At 64.9% G+C, this 22921-nt stretch carries 24 protein-coding genes; 20 read left to right on the plus strand and 4 right to left on the minus strand.

What is annotated here, in order from left to right; all coding sequences use genetic code 11:
- The first annotated feature begins 205 nt into the window (after window positions 1-205).
- From MJ8_RS02650 to MJ8_RS02685, 8 genes are read left to right on the plus strand one after another with little or no spacing between them, the layout of a single operon-like run.
- On the plus strand, window positions 206-757 hold the full coding sequence (locus tag MJ8_RS02650; RefSeq protein WP_201412958.1) for a MaoC family dehydratase: 552 nt from the start codon (window positions 206-208) through the stop codon (window positions 755-757).
- Between the two features lie 3 nt (window positions 758-760).
- Complete coding sequence (locus tag MJ8_RS02655) at window positions 761-1921, plus strand: CaiB/BaiF CoA transferase family protein (protein WP_201412959.1); 1161 nt, start codon at window positions 761-763, stop codon at window positions 1919-1921.
- A gap of 20 nt (window positions 1922-1941) precedes the next feature.
- Window positions 1942-3069 (plus strand): ABC transporter substrate-binding protein, encoded by a 1128-nt coding sequence (locus MJ8_RS02660; RefSeq protein WP_201415279.1) that lies wholly within the window; start codon window positions 1942-1944, stop codon window positions 3067-3069.
- Between the two features lie 25 nt (window positions 3070-3094).
- On the plus strand, window positions 3095-4279 hold the full coding sequence (locus tag MJ8_RS02665; protein ID WP_201412960.1) for a substrate-binding domain-containing protein: 1185 nt from the start codon (window positions 3095-3097) through the stop codon (window positions 4277-4279).
- Window positions 4280-4335: 56 nt separating this feature from the next.
- The gene (locus MJ8_RS02670; RefSeq protein ID WP_201412961.1) at window positions 4336-5073 is read left to right on the plus strand and encodes an ATP-binding cassette domain-containing protein; all 738 of its coding nucleotides are present in this window, start codon (window positions 4336-4338) and stop codon (window positions 5071-5073) included.
- Window positions 5066-5803, plus strand: a complete 738-nt coding sequence (locus MJ8_RS02675; protein WP_201412962.1) for an ATP-binding cassette domain-containing protein — start codon at window positions 5066-5068, stop codon at window positions 5801-5803. The genes MJ8_RS02670 and MJ8_RS02675 overlap by 8 nt, the downstream gene beginning before the upstream one ends.
- Window positions 5800-6741, plus strand: coding sequence for an ABC transporter permease (locus tag MJ8_RS02680; protein ID WP_201412963.1), 942 nt, complete (start codon window positions 5800-5802; stop codon window positions 6739-6741). Before MJ8_RS02675 ends, MJ8_RS02680 begins: the two co-directional genes overlap by 4 nt.
- 4 nt (window positions 6742-6745) lie before the next feature.
- Window positions 6746-7711, plus strand: coding sequence for an ABC transporter permease (locus tag MJ8_RS02685; RefSeq protein ID WP_201412964.1), 966 nt, complete (start codon window positions 6746-6748; stop codon window positions 7709-7711).
- A gap of 9 nt (window positions 7712-7720) precedes the next feature.
- On the opposite strand, the gene MJ8_RS02690 is transcribed toward MJ8_RS02685, so the two are convergent.
- Together MJ8_RS02690 and MJ8_RS02695 are read right to left on the minus strand one after the other, a co-directional pair.
- Window positions 7721-8560, minus strand: coding sequence for an amidohydrolase family protein (locus MJ8_RS02690; protein WP_201412965.1), 840 nt, complete (start codon window positions 8558-8560; stop codon window positions 7721-7723).
- A 63-nt stretch (window positions 8561-8623) separates the two neighbouring features.
- Window positions 8624-9412, minus strand: a complete 789-nt coding sequence (locus MJ8_RS02695; protein WP_201412966.1) for an IclR family transcriptional regulator — start codon at window positions 9410-9412, stop codon at window positions 8624-8626.
- A gap of 165 nt (window positions 9413-9577) precedes the next feature.
- On the opposite strand from MJ8_RS02695, the gene MJ8_RS02700 reads away from it, so the two are divergent.
- From MJ8_RS02700 to MJ8_RS02750, 11 genes are all read left to right on the plus strand, one after another.
- Window positions 9578-10894 (plus strand): ABC transporter substrate-binding protein, encoded by a 1317-nt coding sequence (locus tag MJ8_RS02700; RefSeq protein WP_201412967.1) that lies wholly within the window; start codon window positions 9578-9580, stop codon window positions 10892-10894.
- Between the two features lie 130 nt (window positions 10895-11024).
- Entirely contained in the window at window positions 11025-11924 is a 900-nt protein-coding gene (locus MJ8_RS02705; RefSeq protein ID WP_412177141.1) for a carbohydrate ABC transporter permease, read from the plus strand.
- A gap of 2 nt (window positions 11925-11926) precedes the next feature.
- On the plus strand, window positions 11927-12793 hold the full coding sequence (locus MJ8_RS02710) for a carbohydrate ABC transporter permease (protein ID WP_140845581.1): 867 nt from the start codon (window positions 11927-11929) through the stop codon (window positions 12791-12793).
- A 5-nt stretch (window positions 12794-12798) separates the two neighbouring features.
- A complete protein-coding gene (locus tag MJ8_RS02715) occupies window positions 12799-13896 on the plus strand; it encodes an ABC transporter ATP-binding protein (protein ID WP_201412969.1) in 1098 nt (365 codons plus the stop codon).
- A gap of 2 nt (window positions 13897-13898) precedes the next feature.
- On the plus strand, window positions 13899-15011 hold the full coding sequence (locus MJ8_RS02720) for a mandelate racemase/muconate lactonizing enzyme family protein (RefSeq protein ID WP_201412970.1): 1113 nt from the start codon (window positions 13899-13901) through the stop codon (window positions 15009-15011).
- Window positions 15012-15021: 10 nt separating this feature from the next.
- Window positions 15022-15351: an L-rhamnose mutarotase gene (locus MJ8_RS02725; protein WP_201412971.1), complete on the plus strand. Its 330-nt coding sequence runs from the start codon at window positions 15022-15024 to the stop codon at window positions 15349-15351.
- Window positions 15344-16417 carry a Gfo/Idh/MocA family protein gene (locus tag MJ8_RS02730; protein WP_201412972.1) on the plus strand — a complete coding sequence of 358 codons (1074 nt, stop codon included), beginning with the start codon at window positions 15344-15346 and terminating at the stop codon, window positions 16415-16417. Before MJ8_RS02725 ends, MJ8_RS02730 begins: the two co-directional genes overlap by 8 nt.
- A gap of 8 nt (window positions 16418-16425) precedes the next feature.
- Window positions 16426-16872, plus strand: coding sequence for a MaoC/PaaZ C-terminal domain-containing protein (locus tag MJ8_RS02735; RefSeq protein WP_201412973.1), 447 nt, complete (start codon window positions 16426-16428; stop codon window positions 16870-16872).
- A 17-nt stretch (window positions 16873-16889) separates the two neighbouring features.
- On the plus strand, window positions 16890-17621 hold the full coding sequence (locus MJ8_RS02740) for an SDR family oxidoreductase (protein WP_201412974.1): 732 nt from the start codon (window positions 16890-16892) through the stop codon (window positions 17619-17621).
- Between the two features lie 68 nt (window positions 17622-17689).
- Complete coding sequence (locus MJ8_RS02745) at window positions 17690-18967, plus strand: L-fuconate dehydratase (RefSeq protein ID WP_201412975.1); 1278 nt, start codon at window positions 17690-17692, stop codon at window positions 18965-18967.
- 70 nt (window positions 18968-19037) lie between these two features.
- Window positions 19038-19697 (plus strand): DUF2161 family putative PD-(D/E)XK-type phosphodiesterase, encoded by a 660-nt coding sequence (locus MJ8_RS02750; RefSeq protein ID WP_201412976.1) that lies wholly within the window; start codon window positions 19038-19040, stop codon window positions 19695-19697.
- 47 nt (window positions 19698-19744) lie between these two features.
- On the opposite strand, the gene dgoD is transcribed toward MJ8_RS02750, so the two are convergent.
- Both dgoD and MJ8_RS02760 read right to left on the minus strand, forming a co-directional pair.
- Entirely contained in the window at window positions 19745-20893 is a 1149-nt protein-coding gene (gene dgoD / locus MJ8_RS02755) for a galactonate dehydratase (protein WP_201412977.1), read from the minus strand.
- 14 nt (window positions 20894-20907) lie between these two features.
- On the minus strand, window positions 20908-21597 hold the full coding sequence (locus MJ8_RS02760) for a FadR/GntR family transcriptional regulator (RefSeq protein ID WP_201415280.1): 690 nt from the start codon (window positions 21595-21597) through the stop codon (window positions 20908-20910).
- Window positions 21598-21868: 271 nt separating this feature from the next.
- Between MJ8_RS02760 and MJ8_RS02765 the strand changes: the two genes are divergently transcribed.
- Window positions 21869-22861, plus strand: a complete 993-nt coding sequence (locus tag MJ8_RS02765; protein ID WP_201412978.1) for an arabinose ABC transporter substrate-binding protein — start codon at window positions 21869-21871, stop codon at window positions 22859-22861.
- Window positions 22862-22921: the final 60 nt, after the last annotated feature.

Here is a 22921-nt window from a genome sequence, read left to right on the forward strand (position 1 = left end):
CGAATGCCTGCTCCGGACCGGCGGCTCCTCCGCCTGTGCCGGCCTTCCAAAAATTTCGCCGATCATCGCTTGCAAGGCAATCCCATATGTGAAAATATTATTCACAAAAGAAAATTGACGGGAGGAAAGCGATCATGCGTCTCGCCATCCGGCATCGTGCCCGGAACTGCCTTGCAGGCCGCGACGGAACCTCCCGGAGAGGATCATGAGCGCGTTCTCGCCGACCGTCGGCGTCGCCTCGACGCATCCTGCCGACATGCCTGAGGTACATGCGGAGATCCCTGTCTGGAATTCGGAAAACTGGTTCTACGAGGACTGGCAGGTCGGCCACAAAATCCGTTCGCTCCGTCGCACCATCTCCGAGGGCGAAAGCCATATGTTCAATACGCTGGTGCTGGATATCCACCCTTATGTCCAGGACCGGATGTTCGCCGAGAAGGAAGGCATCTTCGGCAAGCGGTTGGTGGCCGGCGCATTCGTCTTCTCGGCCGGGCTCGGCCTCGTCGCCACCAACTGCCTCAACGCCTTTTCCTATGGTTATGACAAGCTCCGCTTCATCAAGCCGGTCTTCATCGGCGACACCATCTATTCGATCCGCACCAACCTCGACAAAAAGCCGCGCTACCAGGATATGGGCCTGATCCGCGCCAGCTATGAAGTCTTCAAGGGTGAAGGAGAGCTGGTGCTCTACTGCGAGCATCTGCAGACGGTGAAATACAAGAACCCGGCCGATTTCGTCGGCAAGACAGAGAAGTGAACCGTGGCCGCTGAAAACGAACTTCCGCTGACCGGCCTCGTCGTCGTCGATATGAGCCAGTTCTTGTCGGGGCCCTATTGTTCTCTGCGCCTGCTCGACCTCGGCGCGCGCGTCATCAAGATCGAGCGGCCGGACGGCGGGGATCTCTCGCGCCGGCTCTATCTCAGCGACACCGAGATCGGGGGCGATTCCACCATTTTCCACGCCATCAATCGCGGCAAGGAGAGCCTGGCCATCGACCTCAAGAACGACGCCGACCTCGCCGCGCTGCGCGGCCTGATCGCCAAGGCCGACGTGCTGATCCAGAACTTCCGGCCAGGCGTCATCGAACGGCTCGGCCTTGACTATGAGCATGTGAGGACGATCAACCCGCGGCTCGTCTACGCCTCGATCAGCGGCTATGGCGAGGACGGCCCCTGGGTCAAGCGCCCGGGGCAGGATCTGCTCGCCCAGGCGCGTTCCGGCGTGATGTGGCTCAACGGCGACGAGGAGCAGGGGCCGGTGCCGTTCGGCCTGGCGATCGCCGACATGCTGGCGGGCGCTGCCTGCGCGCAAGGCATCCTCGCCAAGCTGGTGCGGCGCGGCATCACGGGCGAGGGCGGCCATGTCGAGACCAGCCTGCTCGAGGCGCTGGTCGATTTCCAGTTCGAAGTGCTGACCACGCATCTCAATGACGGTCGCCGCCTGCCTAAGCGCTCATCCTTCCGCAGCGCCCATGCCTATCTCTCGGCGCCTTACGGCGTCTATCCGGCCAAGGACGGCTACCTGGCGATCGCCATGACTCCGATCCCAAAGATTGCCGATCTGCTCGAATTGCCCGAGCTCGGCCCGTTCCGCGACAAGCCGACGACCTGGTTCACTGCCCGCGACGAGATCAAGGCGATCATCGCCAGGCGCATTGCCGAAAAGACCATTGACGAGTGGCTGGCCATCCTCGAGCCCGCCGACATCTGGTGCGCCAAGGTGCTGACCTGGCCGGAGCTGATGGAAAATGACGGCTTCAAGACGCTCGACATGCTGCAGACCGTGACGCGCGAGGACAACGTATCGATCCTCACCACGCGTTCGCCGCTGCGCGTCGACGGCGCGCGCGCCAAAGTCGACCGCGCCGCCCCGCGCATCGGCGAGCACAGTGAGAAGATCCGCGCGGAGTTCGGCCTGTGAGCGGTGTTTCCTTGAAAGGCATGACCTGGAGCCATCCGCGCGGCTACGATCCGATGGTGGCGTGCTCGGCGATTTGGCGGGAAAAGACCGGCGTCTCGATCGAATGGGAAAAGCGCTCGCTGCAGGATTTCGAGTCCTTCCCGGTGGAAGAGCTCGCCCGCGCCTATGATCTGATCGTCATCGATCATCCGCATGTCGGCCAGATCACCGCCGAGAAGTGCCTGGCGCCGCTCGATGTCCCCGGCCGCGAGGCGGAGCGCGAGGCGCTGGCCAGGGGAAGCGTCGGCAAGTCCTATCCGAGCTACACCTGGCAGGGGCGGCAATGGGCGTTCCCGATCGACGCCGCGACCCAGGTGCAGGCCTGGCGGCCGGATCTGATCGGCGCCGCGCCTTCTATCTGGACCGAAGTGCTGGCGCTTGCCGAGCAGGGCCGGGTGCTCTTGCCGCTCAGGCCGCCGCATTCGCTGATGTGCTTCTACACTTTGGCCGCCGATCTCGGCCGGCCATGCGTCGTCGATGGTTCGGCCGACCTTGTTGACGCCGAGACCGGCGAAACCGCTTTCGAGATGCTGCGCGAGATCGCGGCGCTCGTCGATCCCGCATGCCTGACGATGGATCCGATCGCGGTGGTCGAGAAGATGGCTGAATCCGGCTCGCGCATCGCCTGCGCGCCGCTGATCTATGGCTACGTTCCCTATGCGGTGGCGGGCTTCAGGCCGCATCGCCTCGCTTTTGCCGACATGCCGGTCGTTGGCGGCAACGGCCCGATGGGCTCGGCGCTTGGCGGCACCGGCATTGCCGTCTCAGCCTTTTCCGCCGCGCGCGAGGCGGCGATCGACTTCGCCTACTGGGTCGCCAGCGGCGACGTGCAGCGCGGACCCTACGCCGCCGCCGGCGGCCAGCCTGGCCATGCCGCGGCCTGGGAGGATGATGCCGTCAACGTCGCGACCGGAGACTTCTATCGCGCCACGCGCGCGACGCTTGAAGGCGCCTGGGTCCGTCCGCGCCATGACGGCTACATGGCCTTCCAGCAGCGGGCCTCCGACCGCATCAACGAAGGCCTCGCCGGCAGGCAGGACGCCGCCCATGTCGTCGCCGATATCAATCGCCTGTTCCGGGAGAGTTTCGCGCCGGCCGCCGCCGGCTAGTTCCACTGCACCAAGGGAGGAAAAAATGACCAGCCTGATACGCGGCCTGCTCGCCGCAACCACCTTAGTCTCGATGCCCTTCGCCGCCCATGCCGCCGACGTGAAGTCGGTGATCGACGGCCTGCCTGCCGATCTCAAGGCGCAATATGACGGCGCGCCGCAGAAGGTGCTGCCCTCGGCCTGGGACAATTTCACGCCGCCGGCGAAGCCCTGGAAGTGGTGCCATTCGGAGAGCTACCAGGGCAATCCGTGGCGCGTCTCGGTCACCAAGGAGCTGAAGCGGCTGGTCGACGGGCTCATCGCCGACGGCACGGTGTCGAGCTTCGAGGTGTCGGATTCGAACAACGACCCGAGCCAGCAGATCAACCAGATCCGCGCCTTCATCGACAAGAAATGCTCGATCATCACCTCGATCCCGGGCTCGGCGACAGCGCTCGACGACGCCGTGGACGCTGCGGCCAAGGCGGGCATTCCCTTCGTCACCGCGGCCGGCTCGGTCACCAGCCCCAACGCCATCAATGTCGATTCCAACTATGCCCGCTGGGGCTATGACATGATGACGGCGATCGGCAAGGCGAAGCCCGACGCCAGCGTGCTGGTGGTCGAAGGCATCGCAGGACATCCGATCGTGGTCCAGGAAAAGCAGGGCGCCGACAAGGCGCTGGCCGAGAACAAGGGCCTCAAAGTCGCGCGCACCGTCAACGGCAATTGGACGGCCAATGTCACCAAGACGGTGGTGCTGCAGGCGATCGCCACCAATCCGGCGCCGATCGATGCGGTGTGGACGACCGGCAGCGAAAGCCGTGTCGTCGCCGAGGCCTTCGCCGAAGCCGGCCGCCCGGCGCCGCTGATCACCGGCTCGATCACCGGCGATGCGCTGGGTTATTGGAAGGCCAACCCCGACAAATACCGCTTCGAGGGCCATGCCGTTCTGCCGGGTTGGACGGCGCAGACGCTGTTCCGCGTCGGCGAGCGCATGCTCGACGGCCAGAAGCCGAAGCTCAACACGCTGCTGATCCCGATTCCGCCGGTGCATGCCGCCGAGCTCGACAAATGGTACAAGGACTGCATGACGCCGGACGCCGTCTCGGTCTTCCCGGTGCCGCCGACGGACCCGATGCCCGAGGACGTGCTCGACGCCTATTTCAGCAATCCCGCGCCCACGAAGGGCTGGGACTACTCTAAGGTGCCGGACGCCTGCGCCAAGTGATGTTTTGCGAAGCCGGTTCCCACTGAGGGGCCGGCTTCTCCATTCCGGGAAGAAAAATGCTCGAAGTCCAAGGCGTCTCCAAACGCTATGGCGAAACCGTCGCGCTGGCCGATGCGTCGATCGCCTTCCGTCCCGGCACGATCCATACGATCCTGGGCGAGAACGGCTCGGGCAAGAGCACGCTGGTGAAGCTGCTGTCCGGCATCGTGCTGCCGGATAACGGGGCGATCCTGCTCGACGGCAAGGCGTTTTCCGGCACGCAGCCCGCTGCCTTCCAGGCAGCCGGCTTAGCCACCGTCTTCCAGGAAGTGCTGGTCGCGCCGGATCGTTCGGTGACCGACAACATCCTTCTCGGCCTCGACGGCCTGTGGCGACGAGGCGTGCCGCGCGGCGAGCGCCGCGCCTGGGCGCAGGCCGCGCTCGGCCGCTTCGCGGTGACGCCGATCGATCTCGACCGGCCATGCGGCGAGCTGCCGCTTGCCGCCCGCCAGCTTGTCGTGCTCGCCCGCGCGGTCGTCCGCAACCCGCGTGTCCTGATCCTCGACGAGGTGACGGCGGCGCTCGATTTCGCCGACCGCGAGTCGGTCTTCGCGCTGATGCGCGCAATGGCCGGCGCCGGCACGCTGATCCTGTTCATCACCCACCGCATGGACGAGGTGATGGCTTTGTCCGACCGTATATCCATCCTGCGCGCCGGCCGCGTGGTGAAGACCGAGGAACGCGGTGCCTCCACACCGGCCGAGCTTCTGGCGGCGATGGCGCCGCAAACCGCAGCAGAGCTGGCACATGGCTGAGACGAAGGCTCTTCATGTGCGCGGGCTTGTCATCGCGCCTGGCGTCGATCCGATCAGCCAGACCATCGCGCCGGGCGAGATCGTCGGTCTTGCCGGCCTCGACGGCCACGGCCAGGAACGTTTTTTGCGCGCGCTTGCCGGGCTCGATCGGCCGGTCGCCGGCGAGATCGCCGTCGACGGCCAATCAGGATCGATCACCAGCTTCCGCAAGGCTGTCGCCGGGGGCATCGCCTATCTGCCGCGCGACCGGCGCTCGACCGGCATTTTCCCGACCCAGTCGGTGCTCGACAATTTCGCCATCTCCACCGTGTCGAACGACCGTCGCTTCGGCCTTCTCTCCTTCGCGGCACGGCGCCTGCGCTACGAGGCTTACAGGCAAAGGCTCAGCATCGTCGCCCCACGTCCCGACGCTGCGATCACCACGCTGTCCGGCGGCAACCAGCAGAAGGTGCTGCTCGCCCGCGCCCTTGCGCTGGAGCCGAACTTCCTTCTGCTCAACGATCCGACGCGCGGCGTCGATGTGGCGACCCGGCACGTGCTCTACGACGTCTTCCGCGGCCTTGCCGTCGAGGGCATGGCGCTGGTGATCCTGTCCAGCGAGATCGAGGAGATATTGCTTCTTTGTCACCGCGTGCTGGTGTTTCGCGAGCAGCGCGTGTCGGCCGAGTTCTCGGGCGCGGAAATGACCACCGACGCGGTGATCGCCGCCATGTTCGGACGTGCCGCATGAGCCCGGTCCTCCGCAAGCTGCGTGGTGTCGGCTTTGCCGTGGTGATGCTCGTCGTGCTGCTTGTGCTCAACGTCGCGCTCAATCCGGCGCGCTTCCAGCCATCGTCCTGGGGCACGTTGCTGGGGCTCGCCGCACCCCTGATCGGCGCGGCCGTCGCCTCGGCACCCGTCATCCTGGCGGGACGCGGCGGCATCGATATCTCGGTCGGTCCGCTTATGGGCTTCGTCAACGCCCTGGTCATCCAGCTTCTGTTTCTCAACCTCGGCATCTCGTCGCCGCTGGTCATCGTTCCGGCCGCGCTGCTGGTCGGCGCCGCGGTAGGCATGGCGAACGGCGTGCTTGCCACCATCGTGCGCATCCAGCCGATCGTGGCGACGCTCGGCACCTATCTGATCCTCACCGGCATCACGCTCACCATCCTGCCGGCGCCGATCGGTCCGGCGCCGGACTGGCTGAAGGCCATGGCCGGGCCGCTCTCGATCGTGCCGCTGGCGCTCATCGGCCTGTGCTGGTTCTTGGTGCGCCGCACCCCCTATTACGACCTGCTGATGGCCGTCGGCAGTGACGACCGCGCCGCCTACACGGCCGGCGTGCCGGTGACCAGGGTGCGGCTCATCGCCTATGTGCTCACCGGGATCTTCGCCGCCGCCGCCGGGCTGATGCTCACCTCGCTGATCGGCTCGGCCGACCCCAATATCGGCCCGACCTACACGCTGATTGCGATTGCCGCAGTGGCCCTCGGCGGCGTCAGCCTCGCCGGCGGGCGCGGCGGGCCTGGCGGTGCAGCGATCGGCGCCATCGACATCTTCCTGCTGCAGAGCCTGCTCACCACCTTCAACGTTTCAACCTATGTGCTGCAGATCGCCTATGGCCTGATCCTCGTTATCGCCGTGGTGCTGACGGCAGTGCAGGAACGGCTGTCGAAGCGGAAAGGCTGACCGGATGACAAGCAACTGGTTCCAGTCCACCAACGCCCGCATCGCCGGCGCCTTCCTGATGGCGCTGCTGTTGCAGATCGTCGGCACGCTGCTCATTCCCGGCTATTCGGCGCCCTTCGCCATCCGCGCGCTTCTGGTCATCGCCTCGCTGCTGGCGGTGGCTTCGATCGGCCAGACGCTGGTCGTCATCCTCGGCGGCATCGATCTTTCCATTCCCTTCGTCATCGGCTTCGCCAATGTCGTGGCGGCGCAGCTTTATGGCCAGGGTTGGAACTTCGCGCTGGTCTGCGGCCTCGTCGGCGTCCTTGCCGTCGCGATCGGCGCGCTCAACGGGCTGATCTCGCGCGGGCTGAACATCCATCCGCTGATCGTCACGCTCGGCATCGGCATGGTCGTCCAGGGCGCCGTGCTGTTGTGGACCGGGGGCTTCCCCTCCGGCTCGGCGCCGCAAGCCGTGTCCAGCTTCGTCTCGATCGGCGGCTCGGTCGGCCCCTTGCCCGTGCCCTTGCTGGTGCCATGCCTCGTGGCACTGACGACGCTGATCGTGCTGGTGCTGGCCCGCACGCCCTATGGGCGTCGCCTCTATGCGGTCGGCAGCAACCCGGAGGCGGCACCGCTGGCGCTGATCGATCCGCTACGCATGTGGATCGTCACCTATGCGGCGAGCGCCTTCTTCGCGGCGGTTGCCGGCGTGCTTTTGCTTGGCTTCACCGGCTCGGCCTATGGCGATGTCGGCCAGCCCTATCTCTTCCAGACGATCGCCGCCGTCGTGGTGGGCGGCGCGGCGCTGGTCGGGGGGCGCGGCAGCTATCTCGGCACCATCGCCGGCGTCCTGGTGCTCACCGAAATCAACACGCTGCTGATCGGCCTCGGCTTCCGCCCGTCGACGGTGCAGGCCGCGCTCGGCGTGGTCATCCTGCTCCTGGTTTCGCTCTACGGCCGCGAGCGCCACGTCCGTACGACGATCTGACTCAAGCGATTAGCCAAGTCGCCACAGCCTGCGCGCATTGCCCGAAAGGAGCCGCGTCCGCTCCGAGTCGCTCGTGCCAGCCAGCAGCGCGTGCGTTGCTGCGATCCAGGTCGTCAGTCCGCCGCCCAACGTGCAGACCGGCCAATCGCTGCCCCAGATCACGCGGTCCCAGCCGAAGCTGCCGATCGTGTGCTCGACATAGGGCCGCAGCGTGTCGACCGTCCAGGTCGCCGGGTCTGCATAGGCGACAACGCCGGAAATCTTGCCGACGACATTCGGCCGTTTGGCGATGGCCTCCATATGCTCGCGCCACGGATGCTCGGCATTGCCCTTGATGTCGGGCACGCCGCAATGGTCGAGGACGAACTGTACATCGGGCGCGAGGTCGGCAAGCGCCATCGCCTTCGGGATCTGATGCGGCAGCACCACCAGGTCGAAGGTCAGGCCGGTGCCGGCCAGCCGCTTGATGTTCTGACGAAACAGCGCCCCTTCCGAGACATCGTCGGGCACGACATGCAGCACGCGGCGGAAACCCTTGACGAACGGGTCTGCCTTGACCGTTTCCAGATAGGCCTCGAAGCCGGCCTGTTCCGGCCGGCAGGCGGCGATCGCTCCGCGGAGCAGGCTCCCGGCTCGGCCGGCAACCGACTTCACGTAAGCGGTCTCGGCGGCGATATCGGCCGGGTCGACGTCCACCTCCATATGCAGGACGCCTTCGATGCCTGAGCGCCGCGCGTCGGCGGCGTATTCCTCATAGGGGAAATCGCGGTTCAGCGCCGGCGCGCCGGCCAGCCACGGATAGCGAAGCGTGCTCTGGTCGACGAGATGCAGATGTGTGTCGATGATCATGCGGCGTATCCTCCCTGGGTTCGGCAGCTATCTCGCCGAGAAATCCATTATTCAAATAAGAAATTACGACGATTGCGGCACATCGGATCCGGCGAGCTGCGACAGCCTGGCGGCGGCTCCTTGCAGATGCCGGATCGTCAGCGTGATGTCCGGTGCCTTTGGGGCGTTGACCAGCGTGATATAGGGGATGGTCAGCGCTGCGATGGCCCTGCCGTCCGGCCCGAGCACCGGCGTCGAAAGATTGTAGACGCCGGCGGTCTGCAGCGACGCCATCATCTCGTAGCCACGGTCGCGCACCTGGTCGAGGCGGGCGAAGAACTCCGGCGTCAAATTGAACTGTTCGGTGCTCTGCAGGTGCTCGGCGATCATCATCTTGCGCTCTTCCGGGGAGCGGAAGGCGAGCAGCACATGGCCGGAGCCGGTGTCGAACAGGCTGATATGCGAGCCGACACGGATGGAGATGCCCCAGTAGCGCGGCGCTTCCTGCTGGGCGATGACCACGGCGGCGCCGCGATCGAACACGACCAATTGATTGGCTTGCCATGAGGTCTCGGCGAGCTCGCGCATGATCGGCGTCGCGTAGGACACCAGCCGCCGCACCGGCGCATGCAATTGCGCCAGCCCGAATAGCTTGAGCGTCAGCGAATAGCGGTCGCCGTCGATCTTGGTGACATAGCCGCGCCGCACCAGGCGGTCGAGCATGCGGTAGAATTCGTTCGGGCTGCGGTCGAGCCGCTTGGCGATCTCCGCCTGCGTCAGCCCGCCATCCACGCTGGACAGCAATTCGAGAATGTCCAGCCCCTTGTCCAGCGCCGGCGCGCGGTAGCGGTCCCCGTCTTCTTCCTCTGCCACCTGCCCCTCCAGTGAATTTCGATCTGCATATATGCATGAACTTCATTCGGCTGGAAGCATAATCGCCTTGACCCGGGAATGAAAATACTATTTGCATATGAATGAAGCTTAAGCGATCGGTCGCGCACCCGGCGGATCGTCGCCGCGAGCCCATGGGAGGAGAACATGACGAGACTGGTTCTAGGCATTTCCGCCGGCCTGGCTGGCCTGCTGCTCGGCGGCACGGCTTTTTCGGCCGATCTGCCCGGCAAATTTCCGGGCGTGACGATCGACGTGAAGCTGATCGGCGGCCAGCAATATGAAAAGCTCTACGAGCGCATCCCCGAATGGGAGAAGGCGACCGGCGCCAAGGTCAACATCCTGACCAAGAAGAACGGCTTCGACATCGACAAGGAACTGAAGTCCGACATCGCCTCGGGCAGCACCAACTGGTGCGTCGGCTGGAACCATTCGTCCTTCGCCCCGCAATATACGAGCCTTTACACCGACCTCGGCAAGCTCTTGCCGAAGGAAGAGATCGACGCCTTCGTGCCCTCGACGATCAAGGCCGCGACCATCGACGGCAAGCTCGAGATGCTGCCGCGCGCGCAGTTCGACGTCTCGGCGCTCTACTACCAGAAGAGCCTCTACGAGAACGCCGACAACAAGACCAAGTTCAAGGCCAAATACGGCTATGACCTTGCGCCGCCGGACACCTGGAAGGAAGTGACCGACCAGGCCGAGTTCTTCGCCAACCCGCCGAATTTCTACGGCACGCAGTTCGCCGGCAAGGAAGAGGCGATCAACGGCCGCTTCTACGAGATGGTGGTCGCCGAGGGCGGCGAATATCTCGACAAGGACGGCAAGCCCGTGTTCAACTCCGAGGCCGGCATCCGCGCGCTCGACTGGTTCGTCAACCTCTACAAGGCCAAGGCCGTGCCGGCCGGCACCACCAACTATCTCTGGGACGATCTCGGGCAGGGCTTTGCCTCCGGCACCGTGGCGATCAACCTCGACTGGCCGGGCTGGGCCGGTTTCTTCAACGATCCGAAGTCCTCGAAGGTCGCCGGCAATGTCGGCGTCAAGGTCGCGCCCAAGGGCTCCTCCGGCAAGCGCACCGGCTGGTCGGGCTTCCACGGCTTCTCCGTCACCGAGAACTGCGCCAACAAGGAAGCCGCGGCTTCGCTCGTCTGGTGGTTGACCAACGAGGACAGCCAGAAGCTGGAAGCCGCCGCCGGCCCGCTGCCGACCCGCACCGCGGTCTGGGACTGGGACCTGAAGCAGGCCGAGAACGACCCGTACAAGAAGGAGGTCCTCGCCGCCTTCCAGGAGGAAGCCAAGCACGCCTTCGCCGTGCCGCAGACGCCGGAGTGGATCGAGATCTCCAACGCCGTCTACCCCGAGCTGCAGGCGGCGATCCTCGGCGACAAGACGTCCAAGCAGGCGCTGGACGACGCCGCCGCCAAGGCGACGCAGATCCTGCAGGACGCCGGCAAGCTCTAAGCAGCGCTCCCAAGGCTGCCTCCCCCATCGTGAATGGGGGAGGCGGCAGCGTCTCGTCGCTGCCAACTTTCCGCTCCGGCCGGGGCCATGCCCGCGACGGCCCGAATTGAATGCAATACCCCACAGGATACTGATGAAGGGCCTCAAGCCATCCGCGCCGTTTCTGCTGCTGCTCCCGGCCATCATCGTGCTGGCGGCGGTCGTGGTGCTGCCGTTGATCCTGTCGCTCTATTCCAGCTTCACGCCGTTCCGCCTGACGCGGCCCGAGACCTTCTTCGTCTTCATCGGTTTCAGGAACTATCTCTCGATCCTGTCCAATGCCGATTTCTGGTGGGCCTTCGGCCGCACCGTCCTGCTGCTCACCATCGCGCTCAACCTCGAAATGCTGCTCGGCCTCGGCCTGGCGATGCTGGTCGAGAAAGCGACGCGCGGCCAGCGCATCCTGCGCACGCTGATGATGTTCCCCATGATGTTCTCGCCGATCCTGGTCGGCTTCCAGTTCAAATTCATGTTCAATGACAATATCGGCCTGGTGAACAACGCGCTGCAGTCGCTGGGCATCACGCAGGACGCCATCCCGTGGCTGATCGAGGGCCACCTAGCCTTCATCGCCATCACGATCGCCGAGATCTGGTCGTCAACCTCGATCTTCACCATCCTGATCCTGGCCGGCCTGCTCGCCATGCCAAAGGAGCCCATCGAGGCCGCCCGCGTCGACGGCTGCACGCCCTGGCAGACCTTCCGCTATGTCACCTGGCCCTTCGTCATGCCTTTCGCCTACATCGCCATGACGATCCGCTCGCTCGACGTGGCGCGCGCCTATGACATCGTCAAGATCATGACCGATGGCGGCCCGGCCGGCCGCACGGAGCTGTTGTGGACGCTGGTCGGACGCACCGCCTACAGCGACGCCCGCATGGGCCTGGCCAACGCCATGGCCTATTTCTCGATCCTGCTGTCGATTGCTTTCACCGTTTATTTCTACAACAAGCTCGCCGCGGCGCGCGCGCAGATCGGCGCGGAGTGGTGAGAATGGACGAGAACGCCTCCGCCCGCCTGACGCGCCGCGCGCTGACCGTCGCGCATCGCGTCGGCCTGTTCCTGGCCATGCTCGTCATCTGCCTGCCGGGCATCTGGATCGTGCTGTCGTCGCTCAGGCCCACCGTCGAGATCATGGCCAAGCCGCCGGTCTGGATCCCGCAGGAAGTGTCGCTCGATGCCTACATCGCCATGTTCAGCGGCATCGGCAAAGGCGGCATCCCGGTGCTCGACTATTTCCGCAACTCGCTGATCATCTCGGTCACCTCGACGGTGATCGCCGTGGCGATCGGCATGGCCGGCGGCTACGCCTTCGCGCGCTACCGCTTCCGCGGCAAGTCGGGCATGTTCCTCGGCCTGATGCTGACGCGCACCGTGCCCGGCATCGCGCTGTCGCTGCCTTTGTTCTTCCTCTATGTGCGCCTCGGCATCATCGACACCCATATCGGCATGATCCTGGCTTATGTCGCGTTGAACGTGCCCTTCACCATCTGGCTGATCGACGGCTTCTTCCGCCAGGTGCCGAAGGACCTCGCGGAGGCTGCCCAGATCGACGGCTGCACGCGCTGGCAGGCCTTCTGGCAGGTCGAGTTTCCGCTGGCGCGCCCCGGCATCGCCTCGGCTGCGATCTTCGCCTTTCTCACCTGCTGGAACGAGTTCGCTTTGGCCTCGCAGCTCACCCGCTCCGTCAACTCCAAGACGCTGCCGGTCGGGCTGCTCGACTACACGGCCGAGTTCACCATCGACTGGCGCGGCATGTGCGCGCTGGCGGTGGTGATGATCATCCCGGCGCTGACCCTCACCTACATCGTCCAGAAACACCTCGTCGGCGGCCTCACCTCCGGCGCGGTGAAAGGTTGAACTGCATGGCAACGGTTTCGCTGAAAAAGCTCACCAAGCGCTACGGCAATATGGAGATCGTGCACGGCATCGATCTCGAGATCGCCGACCGCGAATTCATCGCGCTGGTCGGCCCTTCGGGCTGCGGCAAGTCGACGACCTTGCGCATGATCGCCGGCCTCGAGGATATCAGCGGCGGCAACATCGATATCGGCGGCCGCGTGGTCAACGACCTGCCACCGCGCTCACGCAACATCTCCATGGTGTTCCAGTCCTACGCGCTCTATCCGCATATGACGGTGCGCGAGAATCTCGGTTTCTCCCTGAAGATCGCTGGTGCCGCGAAAGACGACATGGACCGGCGGGTCGCCGAAGCTTCCGCCATCCTTGGCCTGGATGAACTGCTGGAGCGCCGCCCTTCGCAGCTCTCCGGCGGCCAGCGCCAGCGCGTCGCCATGGGCCGCGCCATCGTGCGCGATCCCGATGTCTTCCTGTTCGACGAACCGCTGTCGAACCTCGACGCGAAGCTTCGCACGCAGATGCGTACCGAGATCAAGAAGCTGCATGCCAAGGTGAAGTCGACGGTCATCTATGTCACCCACGACCAGGTTGAGGCGATGACGCTCGCCGACCGCATCGTCATCATGCGCTCCGGTTACATCGAGCAGGTCGGCACGCCGGACGAGGTGTTCAGCCGTCCCGCCACACGCTTCGTCGCCGGCTTCATCGGCTCGCCGCCGATGAATTTGCACGAGGCTACCGTCAGCGACGGCAGGCTAGTGTTCAGCGGCGGCGACAGCCTGCCATTGCCCGGCCAGTTCAAGTCGAAGGCGGCGGCCGGCGACAAGGTCGTGTTCGGCATCCGCCCGGATGATTTCTACCCCACCGGCCACGGCCTGAGCTCGGGCGGCGAAACGGAAGTCCACCGCGTCGAGCTGCCGGTCAGCATCACCGAGCCGCTCGGCAACGAGACGCTGGTCTTCGCCGAGTTCAACGGCGCCGACTGGGTTTCGCGCATGCTCAATCCCAAGCCGCTGAAAGCCGGCGACAGGATCGGCATGAGCTTCGACCTGAGCCGCGCGCATCTGTTCTCCGCCGAAACCGGAAAGTCGCTGAGGAGCTGAACATGGCGAAAATCGAGAAAATCGAACTGCGCATGGTCGACCTCGTGCCGAAGGTCAAGCGCACCGATGCGATCCAGAGCTTCGTCAGCCAGGAAACGCCGATCGTCACCATCACCGATTCCGACGGCGCGTCGGGCACCGGCTACAGCTACACGATCGGCACCGGCGGCTCATCGGTTATGCGGCTGCTTGCCGACCATCTCGCGCCGCGCCTGATCGGCTGCGACGCCGACCAGATCGAGGCGATCTGGCACGAGCTCGAATTCGCCACCCATGCCACCACGATCGGCGCAATCACCGCGATCGCGCTGGCCGCTATCGACACCGCCCTTTGGGATCTGCGCGCGAGAAAGCAGAACCTGCCGCTCTGGAAGCTCGCCGGCGGCGCCAAGGACCGTTGTCCGCTCTACACCACGGAAGGCGGCTGGCTGCATATCGAGACTGAGGCTTTGGTCGACGACGCGCTGGAGGCGAAGGCCAAGGGGTTCACCGGCTCGAAGGTCAAGATCGGCAAGCCGCATGGCTCGGAGGATTTTTCACGGCTGTCGGCGGTGCGCAAGGCGGTCGGCGACGGCTACGAGATCATGACCGACTGCAACCAGGGTTTTTCCGTCGACGAGGCGATCCGCCGCGCCGAGCGCTTGCGCGATCTCGACCTCGCCTGGATCGAGGAGCCGCTGCCGGCCGACGACATAGATGGCCATGTGCGGCTGTCGAACTCGACCGCGACGCCGATCGCGGTCGGCGAGTCGCTTTATTCGATCAGGCACTTCCGCGAGTACATGCAGAAAGGCGGCGCCAACATCATCCAGGTCGATGTCGGCCGCATCGGCGGCATCACGCCGTGGCTGAAAGTCGCCCATGCGGCGGAGGCCTTCGACATGCCGGTCTGCCCGCATTTCCTGATGGAGTTGCATGTCAGCCTGGTCTGCGCCATCCAGAACGGCAGATATGTCGAGTATATTCCGCAGCTCGATGAGTTGACGGGCGCCAAGATGCGCATCGAGGATGGTCATGCGCTGGCGCCCAGCGAGCCGGGGATCGGTATCGACTGGGACTGGGACGTGGTCAAGGCAAGGAGCATCGCCGAATTCACCACGGCGATCGTGAAATAGGGAGGCGGATATGCAGCGCATGGGAATGGTGCTTGGATTGAAACCCGAGAAGGTCGAGGAATATGTCCGCCTTCACGCCGCTGTCTGGCCGGACGTTCTCGCCATGATCTCGGCCTGCAACATCAAGAATTATTCGATCTACCTGAAGCGGCCGGAGAACCTGCTGTTCTCCTATTTCGAGTACCACGGCACCGACTATGCCGCCGACATGGCCAAGATGGCGGCCGATCCCAAGACCCAGGAATGGTGGTCGGTCTGCATGCCCTGCCAGGAGCCGCTGGAAACGCGAAAGGAAGGCGAGTGGTGGGCGTCGATGGACGAGGTCTTCCATCATGACTGATGCCTTCGACCCGGCATCGCTGGCGCAGTCCTGGCCCAAGCCCTCGAAGCCGCGCCCGATCGTCACCTTCGGCGCCGGCTCGATCGTCGGCGACGCGCATTTTCCCGCCTACCGCAAGGGCGGTTTCCCGATTTCCGGCCTCTACGATCCGGATCGGGCGAAGGCGGAGAAGCTTGCCGACAAATGGGGCGTGAAGGCGTTCGGCTCGGTCGAGGAGGCCGCGGCCGTCAAGGACGCGATCTTCGATCTGGCGACGCCGCCGGGCCGGCACGCCGAGGTGCTGACGGCGTTGCCCGACGGCGCGGTGGCGCTGATACAGAAGCCGATGGGCAATTATCTCGGCGAGGCGACGGAAATCCTCGAAATCTGCCGCGCCAAGCAACTCAGGGCCGCCGTGAACTTCCAGCTCCGCTTTGCGCCGATGATGCTGGCGCTGAAGGACGCCATCGCCCATGGATGGCTGGGCGAGGTCGTCGATTTCGACGCGCTTTTGGCGCTCGACACGCCGTGGCAGCTGTGGGAATTCCTGCTCAAGGCGCCGCGCGTCGAGATCGCCATGCATTCGATCCATTATCTCGACCTGATCCGCCAGCTTCTCGGCAATCCGCTGGGCGTGCACGCCAAGACGCTCGGCCACCCCAACCACAAGGTCGCACAGACCCGCACCAGCGCCATCCTCGATTATGGCGATACGGTGCGCTGCGGGTTGTCGATCAACCACGACCATAAGTTCGGACGCCGTTACCAGGCCTGCGAATTCCGCATCTGCGGCACCGAGGGCGCGGCCTATGTCAAGCTCGGCCTCAACCTCGACTATCCGCGCGGCGAGCCGGACATCCTGGAGATTTATCCCAAGGGCGGTTCGGACTGGGTCACCGTCCCGCTCGCCGGCGAATGGTTCCCCGATGCCTTTGTCGGCCGCATGGCCAATGTCCAGCGCTTCGCGTCCGGCGAGGACGCGGAACTGGTGAGCACCGTCGAGGACGCCTGGCACACCATGGCGCTGGTCGAGGCCGCCTACAAATCGAGCGCCGCGCCGGCAACGCCGCTGGCCACGAAGCCGTAAGGCCGGACATGGAACAGACCACCTATTTCGAGGACTATGAGATCGGCTCGTCGCGCCTCACCAGCGGCCGCACCATCACCGAAACCGATTTCGTCGTCCATGCCGGCCATACCGGCGATTTCTTTCCGCATCACATGGACGCCGAGTTCATGAAGACCACGCCCTTCGGCCAGCGCATCGCGCATGGCACGCTGGTCTTCTCGGTCGGCGTCGGCCTGACGGCGAGCGTCATCAACCCGGTCGCCTTCTCCTACGGCTACGACAGGCTGCGTTTCATCAAGCCGGTCTTCATCGGCGACACCATTCGCACGCGCACCACCATCGCCGCCAAGGAAGACGACCCGAAACGGCCAAACGCCGGGCGCGTCATCGAGCGCGTCGAGGTTTTGAACCAGCGTGACGACGTCGTGCTGGCCGCGGATCACATCTACATCGTCGAGCGACGGCCCGGCTGAAAGACGGAGACAGAAGAATGGCTGACATCACAGGCAAGGTCGTGGTCGTTACGGCGGCCGCGCAAGGCATAGGGCGGGCAAGCGCGCTGGCTTTCGCGAAAGCGGGCGCCATCGTCCACGCCACCGACATCAACGAGACGGCCTTGGCCGAACTTGCCGACACGCCCGGCATTGCGACGCAAAAGCTCGATGTGCTGAACGACGAAGCAGTGAAGGCCGCCTTCGCCGAAATCGGCCGCGTCGACGTGCTGTTCAACTGCGCCGGCTTCGTTCATGCCGGCTCGATCCTCGAGATGAAGGATGAGGATCTCGACTTCGCCTTCGACCTCAATGTGCGCGCCATGATCCGCACCATCCGCACCGTGCTGCCCGGCATGCTGGAGCGCGGCGACGGCTCGATCATCAACATGGCGTCGGTAGCCGGCGCCCCGAAGGGCGTGCCGAACCGCTTCGCCTATGGCGTGACCAAGGCGGCCGTGGTTGGCCTGACCAAATCGATCGCCGCCGACTATGTCGCCAAGGGCATACGCTGCAACGCCATCTGCCCGGGTACGGTCGAAAGCCCTTCGCTTCAGGGCCGCATGCAGGCGCAAGGCGACTATGAGGCCGCGCGCGCGGCCTTCATCGCCCGCCAGCCGATGGGCAGGATCGGCACGCCGGAAGAGATCGCCGACCTCGCCGTCTATCTCGCCGGGGCGACCTATACGACGGGACAGGCCTATAATATCGACGGCGGCTGGTCGATCTGAGGCCCTTTCAACCGCCAGGTTGAGCGCGCGGCAATCCAGTTTACGAGGCGGGCCACTACGAGGCAGCAATGACGAAAATCACGGACCTCAGAACCTTCGACCTCCGTTTCCCGACATCGCAAAGCCTCGACGGCTCGGATGCCATGAATCCGGACCCGGACTATTCAGCAGCCTATGTCATCCTCGACACCGATCGCCCGTCGCTGAAGGGCCACGGCCTCACCTTCACCATCGGCCGCGGCAACGAGATCTGCTGCGCGGCGATCGAGGCGCTGCGCCATCTCGTCGTCGGGCTCGACCTCGACTGGGTGAAAGAGGATCCCGGCCGCTTCTGGCACCATGTGACCGGTGACAGCCAACTGCGCTGGATCGGGCCGGACAAGGGTGCGATGCATCTCGCGGTCGGCGCCGTGGTCAACGCGGTCTGGGACCTCTGGGCCAAGGAAGCCGGCAAACCGGTCTGGCGCCTGGTCGCCGAGATGAGTCCCGAAGAGATCCTGCGCATCGTCGACTTCCGCTATCTCACCGATGCGATCACGCCGGCCGAAGCGCTGGAGATTTTGAAAAAGGCCGAAGCCGGCAAGGCCGAGCGCTTCGCCACCCTCGAGCGCGAAGGCTATGCCTGCTACACCACCTCCGCCGGCTGGCTCGGCTATCCCGACGACAAACTCAGGCGCCTCTGCCAGGAAGCGGTTGACGATGGCTTCAACCACATCAAGCTGAAGGTCGGCCGCGATCGCGCCGACGACATCCGTCGCTTGCGGATCGCCCGCGAGGTCATCGGGCCGGACCGTTACCTGATGATCGACGCCAACCAGGTCTGGGAGGTCGACCAGGCGATCGACTGGCTGAAGGACCTCGCCTTCGCGAAACCCTTCTTCATCGAGGAGCCGACCAGCCCGGACGATGTCGCCGGCCACGCCAAGATCCGTAAGGCCGTGGCGCCGATCAAGGTTGCCACCGGCGAGATGTGCCAGAACCGCATCATGTTCAAGCAGTTCATCGCCGGCGGCGCCATCGACGTGGTGCAGATCGATTCCTGCCGCATGGGCGGGCTGAACGAGGTGCTGGCGGTGCTCCTGATCGCCGCCAAGTTCGGCTTGCCGGTCTGGCCACATGCCGGCGGCGTCGGCTTATGCGAATATGTCCAGCATCTGTCGATGATCGACTATGTCGCGGTGTCAGGCAGCAAGGACGGGCGCGTCATCGAATATGTCGATCATTTGCACGAGCATTTTCTCGATCCCTGCGTCATCCGCGACGCCGCCTATATGCCGCCCCAGGCGCCCGGTTTCTCGATCGAGATGAAGGCGAAGTCGATCGAGGACTACCTGCATCGCGCCTGAGACATGAGGCGGCAAACCGGGGCGCGGCCCCTCGGTGCCCGACCGCCGGCGAATCGGCTATGCCTGTCGCATGCAGGAGACTTCCCTCTACGAGCCGGTGAAGCGGTTTCTCGAGAGCATGGATTTCGCCGTCAAGGGCGAGATCGGCGGCTGCGACGTGGTCGGCGTGCGCCCCGGCGAGCCGCCGGTTGTCGTCATCTGCGAGCTGAAGCTGCAGTTCAACCTCGAGCTCGTTCTGCAAGCGGTCGATCGCGCGGCCGCCTGCGACGAAGTGTGGCTCGCCGCCTATATGTCGGCGCGCGGCAAGGGCCGCGAGCATGATCGGCGGTTTCGCGCGCTTTGCCGCCGTCTCGGCTTCGGCCTGTTGGGCGTCGGCAGGAAGGGCGAGGTGGAGCTGCTGCTCAGTCCCGCCGCCTTGCCGCCGCGCCGGGATCCCAGGCGGCGCTCGCGCCTGGTCGAGGAGCATCACCGCCGCAAGGGCGATCCGTCCGTCGGCGGCAGCACGCGCAGGAAGCCGATCATGACCGCCTACCGGCAGGAGGCGCTGGCCTGCGCCGCCGCCATGGCCGACGGTCCGAAGCGGCCACGCGACCTCAAGGCGCTTTCGCCGCGCGCCGCGAGCATCCTGCAGCATAATTACTATGGCTGGTTCGCCCGCGCCGAGCGCGGCATCTACGCACTGACCGAAGCCGGTCTCGCCGCGATCGCACCCGCGCCGGCGATCCTATAAGCTATTGGGTGACGAAAAAGTCGCCGGCTCACCACTTGGCGCCCGGCTTACCATTCGGCGAACGAACCGTCCTTGTGGCGCCAGACCGGGTTGCGCCAGCGATGTCCCTCCCTGGCGCGCTCCTTCACATACTCCTCGTCGATCTCGACGCCCAGGCCCGGTCCGTCGGGAATGGCGACATAGCCATCCTCATAGCGGAACACATCCTTGTTGGCGGCATAGTCGAGCAGGTCGTTGCCGGCATTGTAGTGGATGCCCAGGCTCTGTTCCTGGATGAAGCAATTGTAGCTCACGGCGTCGAGCTGCAGGCAGGCGGCCAGCGCGATGGGCCCGAGCGGACAGTGCGGCGCCACAGCCACGTCATAGGCTTCCGCCATGGCTGCGATCTTGCGGCATTCGGTGATGCCGCCGGCATGCGACAGATCGGGCTGGATGATGTCGACGACAGCTTCCTCGAATACCGGCTTGAAGTCCCAGCGGCTGTAAAGCCGTTCGCCGAGCGCGATCGGCGTCGAGCCGAGCGCGGCGATCTCCTTCAGCGCCTCGCGGTTTTCGCTGAGCACCGGCTCCTCGATGAACATCAGCCGGTAGGGCTCCAGTTCCTTGACCAGGATGCGCGCCATCGGCCGGTGCACCCGGCCATGGAAATCGACCGCGATGCCGATATTCGGCCCGACCGCCTCGCGCACCATGGCGACCCGTTCAACCGCGGCATCGATCCTGTCGTGACTGTCGACGATCTGCAACTCCTCGGTGCCGTTCATCTTGAGCGCCTGGAAGCCGCGCGCCACCACATCCCTGGCGCCGGCCGCAACTTCCGCCGGACGGTCGCCGCCGATCCAGGAATAGACCTTGATCGTCTCGCGCAGCTTCCCGCCAAGCAATTCATGCACCGGCACGCCAAGCGCCTTGCCCTTGATGTCCCACAGCGCCTGGTCGATGCCGGCGATGGCGCTCATCAGAATCGGCCCGCCGCGATAGAAGCCGCCGCGATGCATCACCGTCCAATGATCCTCGATCAGACGCGGATCCTTGCCGATCAGATAGTCGGCCAGTTCCTTGACCGCCGCTTCGACCGTCAGCGCCTTGCCTTCGACCACCGGCTCGCCCCAGCCGCTGACGCCGGCGTCGGTCTCGATCTTGAGGAACAGCCAGCGCGGCGGAACGACATAGGTGGTTAGAGCGGTGATCTTCATGCGGCCGGCCGGTCTCAGTTGTTTTTCAGTTTCTTGGCGCTGACGAGGTCGCGTGCGGCGAGATCGAGTATCTTGTCGGCCGCGTTGCGCGCGGCGACGGCGTCGCGCATGCGCAGAGCTTCGACCACTTCGCCATGCGCCGCCGCCGCTTCCTTGCGCCTGACCGGCGAGATCGTCGCGGTGGCTTCGAGCGAAAACAGCAGTGCCGTATCGATCAGCTTGCCGATCTGGCGGAAGATCGGGTTGTGGCTCGCGCCATAGACGATCTGGTGGAAGACGATGTCGGAGCGCGAGAATTGCGTCAGATCCTCGCCGGCGCCGGCCATGCCTTGCCAGGCCGCTTCGAGGTCGGCGATCTCCTGCAGCGTCGCGCGTGTCGCCGCAAGTTCCGCGACCAGCGGCTCGATGGCGCGGCGGGTTTCGAGGATCGCGTCGAACAGCTTGTCGTCCAGGGCATGCGGCGCATGCCAGGCCAGCACCTGCGGATCGATGATGTTCCAGTTGTCCTGGTCGCACACGACCGTGCCGACACGTGGCCGGGACAGCACCAGCCCCTTTGCCGCCAGCACTTTCAGCGCCTCGCGGATGACGGTGCGGCTGACGCCGTATTCGATACCGAGATCGTTCTCGGTCGGCAGCGACGATCCGGCCGGATAGCGGCCAGAGAAGATGTCGGAGGCGATCGCCTTGGTCACGTCGGGCATGACGCGCGGACGACGCGCCGTCTCGCGCGTTTCCTGATCTTCGTCAGCCTTCTTCGGTGTTTCGTTCACCTTAGCCCCTCCTCCAAGGCAGCGAACCCTTCGGTTTGCGCGCAATTGGTCCGGCCTTAGCGGATGCGAGTGATTTGCGCCAGCGACTACTTATCGGACTACCTATCTTATTTATCATACCAAATCAATTGACGGGTATGATAAAATTGACTACACACGACCAATCCGGGCTGAGCGCCCGGCCGTTTGCTGGGAGGTAATCATGCGACTTTTGAAAACCGCGCTCGTCGCGGGTGCTCTCGCCGTCTTGTCGGTCACCACGATCGCGTCGGCCTACGCTCAGGACACCAAGATCGGCTTCATCGTCAAACAGCCCGAGGAGCCCTGGTTCCAGGACGAATGGAAGTTCGCCGACCAGGCCGCCAAGGAAAAGGGTTTCACGCTCGTCAAGATCGGCGCCGAGGACGGCGAGAAGCTGATGTCGGCGATCGACAATCTGGGCGCTCAGGGAGCGCAGGGTTTCGTCGTCTGCACGCCGGATGTGAAGCTCGGCCCGGGCATCGTCGCCAAGGCCGCCGCCAACAATCTCAAGCTGATGACGGTGGACGACCGCCTCGTCGGCGCCGACGGCAAGCCGCTGGAAGACGTGCCGCATATGGGTATCTCCGCCACCAAGATCGGCGAGGCGGTGGGTCAGGCCATCGTCGACGAGATGAAGGCGCGCGGCTGGAAGATGGACGAGGTCGGCGCGATCCGCGTTTCCTACGACCAGCTGCCGACCGCCGTCGACCGCGTCGAGGGCGCGATCTCGGTGCTGAAGGCCGCCGGCTTCAAGGCCGAGAACATCTTCGACGCGCCGCAGGCCAAGACCGACACCGAAGCCGCGCTCAATGCCGCGACCGTAGTGCTCAATGCCCATGCCGGCATCAAGAAGTGGATCGCCTTCGGCCTCAATGACGAGGCGGTGCTGGGCGCCGTGCGCGCTTCCGAAAGCGTCGGCATCCCGGCCGACGGCATGATCGGCGTCGGCATCGGCGGCGCGGAATCGGCGATCAACGAGTTCAAGAAGCCCGCCGCCACCGGCTTCGTCGGCACGGTGATCATTTCGCCCAAGCGTCATGGCTACGAGACAGCGCTCGACATGTATGATTGGATCGCCAACAACAAGGAGCCGGCCAAGCTGACGCTGACCGCCGGCGCGCTGGCCAAGCGCGACGACTACCAGAAGGTGCGCAAGGACCTCGGCATCGAATAGTCCTCCCTGTACGAACAGGCGGCGGCTCGATGCCGCCGCCTGTTCGGCATGCAAAGAAGG

Origin of the sequence: Mesorhizobium sp. J8 (assembly GCF_016591715.1) — a bacterium.
GTDB lineage: Bacteria > Pseudomonadota > Alphaproteobacteria > Rhizobiales > Rhizobiaceae > Mesorhizobium.

What these genes read in the sequence shown, in the direction of transcription:
- MJ8_RS02685 (WP_201412964.1), top strand. Translation starts at nt 6,746, where the DNA reads ATGACAAGCAACTGGTTCCAGTCCACCAACGCCCGCATCGCCGGCGCC.
- MJ8_RS02690 (WP_201412965.1), bottom strand. Translation starts at nt 8,560, where the DNA reads ATGATCATCGACACACATCTGCATCTCGTCGACCAGAGCACGCTTCGC.
- MJ8_RS02670 (WP_201412961.1), top strand. Translation starts at nt 4,336, where the DNA reads ATGCTCGAAGTCCAAGGCGTCTCCAAACGCTATGGCGAAACCGTCGCG.
- MJ8_RS02760 (WP_201415280.1), bottom strand. Translation starts at nt 21,597, where the DNA reads ATGCCCGACGTGACCAAGGCGATCGCCTCCGACATCTTCTCTGGCCGC.
- MJ8_RS02665 (WP_201412960.1), top strand. Translation starts at nt 3,095, where the DNA reads ATGACCAGCCTGATACGCGGCCTGCTCGCCGCAACCACCTTAGTCTCG.
- MJ8_RS02650 (WP_201412958.1), top strand. Translation starts at nt 206, where the DNA reads ATGAGCGCGTTCTCGCCGACCGTCGGCGTCGCCTCGACGCATCCTGCC.
- MJ8_RS02750 (WP_201412976.1), top strand. Translation starts at nt 19,038, where the DNA reads ATGCAGGAGACTTCCCTCTACGAGCCGGTGAAGCGGTTTCTCGAGAGC.
- MJ8_RS02660 (WP_201415279.1), top strand. Translation starts at nt 1,942, where the DNA reads ATGACCTGGAGCCATCCGCGCGGCTACGATCCGATGGTGGCGTGCTCG.
- MJ8_RS02700 (WP_201412967.1), top strand. Translation starts at nt 9,578, where the DNA reads ATGACGAGACTGGTTCTAGGCATTTCCGCCGGCCTGGCTGGCCTGCTG.
- MJ8_RS02765 (WP_201412978.1), top strand. Translation starts at nt 21,869, where the DNA reads ATGCGACTTTTGAAAACCGCGCTCGTCGCGGGTGCTCTCGCCGTCTTG.
- MJ8_RS02710 (WP_140845581.1), top strand. Translation starts at nt 11,927, where the DNA reads ATGGACGAGAACGCCTCCGCCCGCCTGACGCGCCGCGCGCTGACCGTC.
- MJ8_RS02745 (WP_201412975.1), top strand. Translation starts at nt 17,690, where the DNA reads ATGACGAAAATCACGGACCTCAGAACCTTCGACCTCCGTTTCCCGACA.
- dgoD (WP_201412977.1), bottom strand. Translation starts at nt 20,893, where the DNA reads ATGAAGATCACCGCTCTAACCACCTATGTCGTTCCGCCGCGCTGGCTG.
- MJ8_RS02680 (WP_201412963.1), top strand. Translation starts at nt 5,800, where the DNA reads ATGAGCCCGGTCCTCCGCAAGCTGCGTGGTGTCGGCTTTGCCGTGGTG.
- MJ8_RS02740 (WP_201412974.1), top strand. Translation starts at nt 16,890, where the DNA reads ATGGCTGACATCACAGGCAAGGTCGTGGTCGTTACGGCGGCCGCGCAA.
- MJ8_RS02675 (WP_201412962.1), top strand. Translation starts at nt 5,066, where the DNA reads ATGGCTGAGACGAAGGCTCTTCATGTGCGCGGGCTTGTCATCGCGCCT.
- MJ8_RS02715 (WP_201412969.1), top strand. Translation starts at nt 12,799, where the DNA reads ATGGCAACGGTTTCGCTGAAAAAGCTCACCAAGCGCTACGGCAATATG.
- MJ8_RS02730 (WP_201412972.1), top strand. Translation starts at nt 15,344, where the DNA reads ATGACTGATGCCTTCGACCCGGCATCGCTGGCGCAGTCCTGGCCCAAG.
- MJ8_RS02720 (WP_201412970.1), top strand. Translation starts at nt 13,899, where the DNA reads ATGGCGAAAATCGAGAAAATCGAACTGCGCATGGTCGACCTCGTGCCG.
- MJ8_RS02725 (WP_201412971.1), top strand. Translation starts at nt 15,022, where the DNA reads ATGCAGCGCATGGGAATGGTGCTTGGATTGAAACCCGAGAAGGTCGAG.
- MJ8_RS02735 (WP_201412973.1), top strand. Translation starts at nt 16,426, where the DNA reads ATGGAACAGACCACCTATTTCGAGGACTATGAGATCGGCTCGTCGCGC.